This is a genomic window from Dokdonella sp. (assembly GCF_039926425.1).
Classification (GTDB): Bacteria; Pseudomonadota; Gammaproteobacteria; order Xanthomonadales; family Rhodanobacteraceae; genus Dokdonella_A.
In genome coordinates this window covers 25,718-33,776 of record NZ_JBDSWZ010000161.1, presented here as the reverse complement: position 1 = coordinate 33,776, position 8,059 = coordinate 25,718, and the positions used below count along the sequence as shown (strand labels likewise).

The following is an 8,059-nucleotide window of genomic DNA, read 5'->3' as shown; positions in this document are numbered from 1 at the left end:
CTGCGCGTCGCCGGGCTCGGCGACGCATTGATCGCGCGCGGGCTCGACGTCGTCGATCGCGGCAATCTCAACGGCCCGTTCAACCCGTGGCTGCCACCCGTCGACGGATATCGTCATCTCGATGCGGTCGTCGCGTGGAACCGAGAGGTGATGCGGGCGGTCCAGTCGGAACTTGCTGATGGGCGCCTGCCGATTCTGCTCGGCGGCGACCATTGCCTGGCGATCGGCTCGATCGGCGCGGTCGCGCGCCACTGCCGCGAAAATGGCAAGCGACTGCGCATCCTGTGGCTCGACGCGCACGCAGATTTCAACACCAGCTCGGTCACGCCGTCGGGCAATGTTCACGGCATGCCGGTCGCGTGCCTGTGCGGGTTTGGTCCGGACGCGCTCACTGGCCTCAGTGGCCATTCGCCGGCGATCTCACCGGGCGCGCTGCGGCAGATCGGTATCCGCTCGGTCGACGAAGGCGAACGCCGGCTCGTGCGCGACGTCGGCCTCGACATCTTCGACATGCGCTACATCGACGAGATCGGCATGAAGCGGGTGATGGAGGAAGCACTCGCAGGCATGGGTCCCGACGACCACCTGCACGTCAGCTTCGACGTCGACTTCCTCGATCCGTCGATCGCACCCGGCGTCGGCACCACCATTCCCGGCGGACCGAACTATCGCGAAGCGCAGTTGTGCATGGAAATGATCGCCGACTCGGGCCGCATGGGCTCGCTCGACATCATGGAACTCAACCCCGCGCTCGACGTGCGCAACGAAACCGCGAAGCTCTCTGTCGATCTGGTCGAGAGCCTGTTTGGCAAATCGACGTTGATGCGGGATTGATCCTCAGTCACGCAGATCCGTAGGCCGGACGCGATCTTGGCGGCCGACTTCGTCGTCCGGCCTACGGCGCGTGCCATTCGCCGACAAATTCACTTAGCGCGATTCTGCAGCCTCTAAAATTACGTCCCGAACGATTCGATGATCAATGCGCTTTGCCCGATTCATTTTGGGGAGGCAGCCCGTCGAAGCCATCGAAAAAAATCAGATCGGGTTGCTTTTCGAATGCGCCGATATCCGCTGAACGCCCGATGATCCGCGGTACGCCGCGCTGGTCGTACTCAAGATTGCGAGTATTGTTTCCGGAATCGAGCGCGGGGCTGCCCGGTAGAAGCGCGTGCGTGAGTGTGCTGCCACCATTCGCGGAGAGCGGCGCGAGCAAGGGATCTGCGCGAAGCGTATCCGGCGGCAACGGCTTGTTCGAAGCGATGACGAGGTTGCCGAATCCGACGACCTGCGCGGTGAATTCGGTTTCGCACAGGTCTGCGTCCACGCCCGCAATCGTATTGTTCGCAATAATCGAGCTACGCAGACTGACGTATTCCTCGCCACCGAACGCAAGTACCCCGCCGCAGGTCGGTCCGAACACATCAGTTTTGGCGGAGTTGAATGCGATAGTGCTGTTCCATATTTTCAGGAGGGGATCGGTACTGACGAGGCCTCCCGCGCCCGTGCGCGCGGTGTTGTTGGAAATCGTCGTATTCAGGATCATCGACTCCGCGAACGGGCCGTACACGAAGCCGAGGACCGCGCCACCTCCCATATATGCGTAGTTGCCGCTGATCGTCGAGTCCCTGATGTAGGCAGCATGAGCTGCGATGCCGCCGCCAAGATTCACGCCTGCGTTGTTCTGCACTCCCGCTGTCCTGTTGCCGGAAACAGAACTGCCAACGAGCCGGAGAAGCCCGTTGACGTAGAGGCCGCCGCCTTCGGTGAAATCGGATTGATTTGCCGCCACGACCGAGTTGTCTTCGATGACTGCGCCGAAGAGAGTCGCGTCGCCCTCGACGTAGACCCCGCCGCCGAGAACGTATTCGAACGTCGGCGTAATCGATTCCGCAATGCAATTGCGTACAGTCATGCCGAAGCTCAACAAATCGCCGCGAGTGTAAACGCATCCGCCGATCGTGAAGAAATCGCCGTTCGCGTGGCGTCCGCGCTCAATGACGACGCCATCCAGCTCAAGTGTGCCGGTGCCCGTATGGCGAATGACGCTGCTGTTGTCCCCTGCCGATATCGTGATACCCGCACCGGCGAGAGTGACGTCCGCCTGACTGCTGACCAACGCGCCCGTGGTCAGCGTAATCGTGCTGCAGGTGAGTTTGGAGAGGTCGATCAGGGCGCCGTCGACCGTCGCCGCAAGCGTGTCTCGCAGGCTCCCTGGACCGCGATCGTCGCAGTTAGCAACGGTGTGCCATTCGGGATGGTCGGTCGGCGGTTTGGCACTGGCCGTCGCACCTTGGGACAAGGCGGCTGCAATACAGAGGACGATTCTGCGTACACGCAGCGAGGTGACGCACTGGGAGATCCGTTCCGATGCCGTTCGCGCGTCCAAGGTTCCGACGCTCATGGGGATCTCAATTCGCTTCATGCTGCCTCCCGTGTCGCGGAGCAGAGTAGCAAACGGTCCTGATCTTCGAATCGGTACGTCGGGCAAACTGCAGATGGGCAGCAAAGGTGCCGGAGGAAGTAAAGCAAAGGGCGAGAGGTAGTCTCGGGTGATCTTGTCAACAGCCTCCGCCTCCATTATGAAGTCCGACCGTGCCCCGTGCGATCATCCGTCCCCGCGGGCCGCCACATTGCCCGTACAGCGCAGGTCCGGAGAACCACGATGGCCGAGTTCCACTCTTTCCAGCCGCCCGCCCGCCTGCTGCTCGGGCCGGGGCCTTCTCCGGTACCTCAGCGGATCCTCGATGCGCTGGCGCGGCCGACGATCGGCCACCTCGACCCGCGCTTCGTCGCGATGATGGACGAGACCAAGGCGCTGCTGCGCTATGCGTTCCGTACCGACAACGCGCTGACGCTGCCGGTGTCCGCGCCAGGCTCGGCCGGCATGGAGGCCGCGTTCGTCAACCTGATCGAGCCGGGCGACACGGTCGTCGTCTGCCAGAACGGCGTGTTCGGCGGGCGCATGCGCGAAAACGTCGTGCGCGTCGGCGCCACCGCGGTGATGGTCAACGACGCATTCGGCACGCCGGTCGATCTCGACAAGGTCGAGTCAGCGCTGCGGGCAAACCCCGGAGCCAAGGCGCTGGCCTTCGTGCATGCCGAGACGTCCACCGGCGTGTTGTCCGACGCCGCGGCGCTGTGTGCGCTCGCGCGCGCGCACGGCGCGCTCAGCATCGTCGACAGCGTGACCGGACTCGGCGGCGTTTCGGTGGAGGTCGATGACTGGGGCGCGGACGTGATCTATTCGGGTTCGCAAAAGTGCCTGGCCGCGCCGCCCGGACTGTCGCCGATGAGCTTCGGCGATGCCGCAGTCGACGTACTGAAGTCACGCAAGACTCCGGTGCAGAGCTGGTTTCTCGACATGAACCTCATCATCAATTATTGGCAGGGCAGCGGCGCGCGCGCGTACCACCACACCGCGCCGATCAACATGTTGTACGCGCTGCACGAGGCGCTCGTGATGCTGCACGAGGAAGGACTCGAAGCCGCTTGGGCACGCCATCGCGAGAACCATCTGCGTCTCGTGCGCGGCCTCGATGCGATCGGGCTGGAGCTTCTGGTCGAGGAATCGGCGCGATTGCCGCAGCTCAACGCGGTGTCCGTGCCGGCCGGCGTCGACGAAGCCGCGGTGCGGCGACGCCTGCTCGAGGAACACAACATCGAGATCGGCGCCGGCCTCGGCGAACTCGCCGGCAAGATCTGGCGCATCGGCCTGATGGGCGCGGGCAGTAATCCGCAGAACGTTGACCGCGTGCTCGGCGCGCTCGGGGAGATCCTGCAGCGCAAGGCGGCCTGAGCACCGCTGGCGTAGGGTTCGCTCGCAACTGTGATTGCGCGCCTTGGTAGAGGCAGCGAGCGTCCGCAATCGAAGCTGTCCTGCGATTGACGGTCGCGACGTCGTCGCTTACTCGAACCCGTTCTTGAAGATCACGTCGCTGCCGAGGCTCAGGCACGACGGTGTGTTCTGCGCGATCAGCGCCGACATCGTTGTGATCTGCGTGGGGTGAAACTGCAGCACGTTCTGGTGGTTCGCGCCGCAGCCACCATTGAGCGAGTTGCAGTAGCTCATCAGCGTGCCCGCCGGCGCGCCCGGCCCGGTGTTCGGACAGCTCGTCGCGCCGCTGTAGCAGCCGTTCGCGGCTTCACCCGCAAAACACTTGTCGATCGTGTTCACGCCGGTCGGCGCGGCGCCGGTCGTCGTGTTGGTGCAGTGGGTGTGATACGCGCCGAAATTGTGGCCGATCTCGTGGCCGACGATTCGCGCGGAGAATTCCACCGCGGCCTGCGCGCTGGTGAAGATCTGGTTGACGCTGTAGCTGCCGCCATTCGATTGTGTCTGGCAATACGCGTTGACCCATGCGATGCCGGAGGCGGAGAGACCATTCGGGGATTTGCCCGACAGCAGCACCGTGAAATCGCGCGCGACGCCGCCTTCGTTGTTCTGCCAGTAGGTGCCGAATTCGGTGAGATCCGTCCCGTCCGCCGGAGTATTCACCGCGTTGTAGGGATCCTTCCCGGTGCGCAGGAACGTCGTGCCCTGCTGCAGCGTCACGTTGAGGTCGCGCTGATACATCACGTTCATCACGCCGAACAGATCGGCGATCCAGCTGGTTGCGGCTGCCGTGCTGTTGCCAAAGCGCTCGCTCATGAATTCGTTGTCGGTATCCACCGCGATCAGGGCCGTGCGCAGGGCGCCGGCCGGCGACGCGCCGACCAGAGAAAGGGTCAACGCGTCGGGCATCGGGCGACCGGTTGGAAGCGAATCGTCGGTCGGGACGATGTGCGGGTCGACCCCGGGCGGTAGCGACTCGTGCGTCGGTCGCACGCGCAACCGCGTCGATCCGGACACGTCGATCGCGTCGATCGAGAACGCACCGGCAGACGACGAACCCGCACCGCGGATTGCCTTCGCGCCCGGATCGAATGCAAGGCTCAGCCGCACGTCGCCGGCGGAATTCGATCCGATCAACTCGATGCGGGCACTTCTCGGTACCTCGTGTTCGCCCGTCTCGGTGACCTCGACGATGCGGGCGCCCCGGGCGTAGACATCGATGCGTTCGAAACGGATGTCGGCGTGTCCGCCGTAGCCATCCGGGAACGCGCTGACGATGCGGCTCTCGCCGATCGCCATCGCACCGAGTTCATCGAGGCGCGATTGTTCGGCAGCGATGAGTTCGGCGTGGGCAACCGAATGGACGCAGGTGACGACCAGCAAGAGAGCGAGCAGACCGCGCATGATGATGTCCTCCGTTACGGGCTTGCCAACGATTGCAGATCGGCGGCCGCAATTCCATCGACGATTCGTCAAACCGCATTACCGGTCCGCAGCGCTGAACACCTCGTCGCCCCGAAACAGCGACCATCGCTGGATCCGGGCCGACACCGCGGCGCCGGCCGCGAGGCCGCTCGCGCCGAATCGGCCACGCTCGTAGACCGCAACCAGCGGCTTGTCGAGCGAGGGATGGCGCGCTTCGACGCGCACCGTCGGCCCGAGGTCGCGGATCGTCTCGATGCGCAGGTCGTTCGGTGCATCGTCGGCGATCACGAATTCGGTATCGTGCGGCCGCACGAACGCAACGACATCGGACAGAACGACACCGGTCCAGCGCGCATGCAATGCCGGCGGCAGTTCGTTCACCTCGCCGAGGAAGCGGCAGACGAACGGACTGGCAGGTTGCGTGTACAGCGTCTTCGGATCGGCAAGCTGCTCGATCTTTCCCCTGTTCATCACCGCGATGCGATCGGCCAGGTCGAACGCTTCTTCCTGATCGTGCGTGACGAACACGCTGGTCACGTGGATGCGGTCGTGCAGGCCGCGCAGCCAGCGACGCAGATCGCTGCGCACGCGCGCGTCGAGGGCGCCAAACGGTTCGTCGAGCAGGAGGATCTCCGGATCGACCGCCAGTGCACGCGCGAGCGCGACACGCTGGCGCTGGCCGCCCGACAGTTGCGCCGGGTAGCGTTGTCCGAGATCACCGAGTTGCACCAGATCGAGTAGTTCCTGCACGCGTGCCTGCAGAGCCGCGCGGCGCGGGCGCAGCCGCCAGCCGCGAACGCGCAGGCCGAATGCGACGTTCTCGAACACTGTCAGATGGTTGAACAGCGCGTAGTGCTGGAACACGAAGCCGACGTGCCGCTTGCGCGTGCTGAGTGCGGTGACGTCGCGCCCGGCAAATCGCACACTGCCGCGATCCGGAAATTCGAGCCCTGCAATGACGCGCAGCAACGTCGTCTTGCCGCAACCGGACGGACCGAGCAGCGCGAGCAGTTCGCCCGACTCGATCGTCAGGTCGATGCCGTCGAGCGCAGGCGCGTTGCCGTACGCGTAGGCGATGGAGGACAGCTCGATGCTCATGCGGTCGTGTCGAAATCGGGAATGGACCGGCGCATGCGCCAGGCGAACAGTTGCTTCAGCACCAACGTCGCGAGCGCGAGCAGCGCGAGCAGCGACGCGACCGCAAACGCGGCGGTGCGATGGTATTCGTTGTAGAGGATCTCCACGTGCAGCGGCATCGTGTTGGTCAGTCCGCGGATGTGGCCGGACACGACCGACACCGCACCGAACTCGCCGATTGCGCGCGCATTGCACAGGATCACGCCGTACGCGAGACCCCAGCCGATCTTCGGCAGCACCACGCGCCAGAACATCGACCAGCCGCCGGCGCCGAGCGTCAGCGCGGCCTGTTCCTGGTCGGCGCCTTGCGCCTGCATCAACGGGATCAATTCTCGCGCGACGAAGGGGAACGTGACGAACGTCGTTGCGAGCACGATGCCCGGCACCGCGAAGATGATCTTGATGTCGTGCGCGGACAGCCACGGTCCGAGCCAGCCTTGTGCGCCGAACAGCAGCACGAAGATCAGGCCCGCGATCACCGGCGACACCGCGAACGGCAGATCGATGAGACTCAGCAGCAGGTTCTTGCCGCGGAACGTGAAGCGCGTGATCAGCCACGCGGCAGCGACGCCGAACACGGTGTTCGCCGGCACCGCGATCGCGGTCACGAGCAGGGTCAGACGGATCGCCGCGCGCGCATCCTCATCGACCAGGCTTGCGATGTAGACGCCGGCGCCGCGTTCGATTGCGTAGGTGAACACCGCGACCAGCGGCAGCACGAGAAACAGGCCGACGAAGAGGAGCGCGACAGTCAGCAGCGGCCAGCGCAACCACGCGGGATCGCGCAGAACAACAGAAGACGTGTGGCCGATGTGCGCACTCATCGCGCCTCCGCCGAGCGCCGGCGCACGATCCACAACTGCAGCAGATTGATCGCGAACAATGCAGCGAACGAGCCGGCAAGCAGCACCACGGCGATCGCGGTCGCGCCCGCGTAGTCGAACTGGTCGAGCCGGCTGACGATCAGCAGCGGCGAAATTTCCGACACCATCGGCATGTTGCCGGCGATGAAGATCACCGAACCGTACTCGCCCAGCGCGCGCGCGAACGCGAGTGCAAACCCGGACAGGATCGCCGGCCAGATCGACGGCAGGATCACCCGCCAGATCGTCGTGAACCGGCTCGCGCCAAGTGTCGCTGCCGCTTCCTCGACATCCGATTCGAGTTGTTCGAGCACCGGCTGCACGCTGCGCACCAGGAACGGCAGGCTGACGAAGATGAGGGCGACGGTGATTCCGGTCGGCGTGTAGGCGACCTTCCAACCATGCGCTTCGAGCCAGTGCCCGAGCGGGCCGTTCGACGCATACAGCGCGGTCAGCGTGATGCCCGCGACAGCGGTCGGCAACGCGAACGGAAGGTCGACCAGCGCATCGACGATCTTGCGACCCGGAAACCGGTAGCGCACGAGCACCCACGCGATCAGCGGACCGAAGAAGAGATTGATGAACGCGGCAAGCGCCGCGCAGCCGAAGGTCACCCGGTACGACGCCAGCGCCCGCGGCGATGCGACCACTGCCCAGAACTCCGCGGGGCTCAACGTCGCGGTCTTCAGCGCCAGCGCAGCGAGGGGCAGAAGGACGATCAGCCCGAGATAACTCAGGCTGATGCCGAGGGTGAGCCCGAATCCTGGCAACGCGTGTCGGCGCCGACGGCCCATGCAAACCC

At 64.8% G+C, this 8,059-nt stretch carries 7 protein-coding genes; 2 read left to right on the top strand and 5 right to left on the bottom strand.

The window, feature by feature from the left end:
* A partial coding sequence (gene rocF, locus ABIV12_RS09470; RefSeq protein ID WP_348058601.1) for an arginase occupies window positions 1-834 on the top strand: 834 nt, incomplete at its 5' end.
* A 142-nt stretch (window positions 835-976) separates the two neighbouring features.
* Here the strand turns inward: rocF and ABIV12_RS09465 are convergent.
* Entirely contained in the window at window positions 977-2,578 is a 1,602-nt protein-coding gene (locus tag ABIV12_RS09465; RefSeq protein ID WP_348058599.1) for a choice-of-anchor Q domain-containing protein, read from the bottom strand.
* Window positions 2,579-2,662: 84 nt separating this feature from the next.
* On the opposite strand from ABIV12_RS09465, the gene ABIV12_RS09460 reads away from it, so the two are divergent.
* Window positions 2,663-3,796 carry an alanine--glyoxylate aminotransferase family protein gene (locus tag ABIV12_RS09460; protein ID WP_348058597.1) on the top strand — a complete coding sequence of 378 codons (1,134 nt, stop codon included), beginning with the start codon at window positions 2,663-2,665 and terminating at the stop codon, window positions 3,794-3,796.
* 108 nt (window positions 3,797-3,904) lie between these two features.
* Here the strand turns inward: ABIV12_RS09460 and ABIV12_RS09455 are convergent, their stop codons facing one another.
* From ABIV12_RS09455 to cysT, 4 genes are all read right to left on the bottom strand, one after another.
* Window positions 3,905-5,236 (bottom strand): M12 family metallo-peptidase, encoded by a 1,332-nt coding sequence (locus ABIV12_RS09455; protein ID WP_348058595.1) that lies wholly within the window; start codon window positions 5,234-5,236, stop codon window positions 3,905-3,907.
* Between the two features lie 78 nt (window positions 5,237-5,314).
* Complete coding sequence (locus tag ABIV12_RS09450; protein WP_348058594.1) at window positions 5,315-6,355, bottom strand: sulfate/molybdate ABC transporter ATP-binding protein; 1,041 nt, start codon at window positions 6,353-6,355, stop codon at window positions 5,315-5,317.
* Window positions 6,352-7,218 (bottom strand): sulfate ABC transporter permease subunit CysW, encoded by an 867-nt coding sequence (gene cysW, locus ABIV12_RS09445; protein WP_348058592.1) that lies wholly within the window; start codon window positions 7,216-7,218, stop codon window positions 6,352-6,354. The genes ABIV12_RS09450 and cysW overlap by 4 nt, the downstream gene beginning before the upstream one ends.
* Window positions 7,215-8,051 carry a sulfate ABC transporter permease subunit CysT gene (gene cysT, locus ABIV12_RS09440; protein WP_348058590.1) on the bottom strand — a complete coding sequence of 279 codons (837 nt, stop codon included), beginning with the start codon at window positions 8,049-8,051 and terminating at the stop codon, window positions 7,215-7,217. The genes cysW and cysT overlap by 4 nt, the downstream gene beginning before the upstream one ends.
* Window positions 8,052-8,059: the final 8 nt, after the last annotated feature.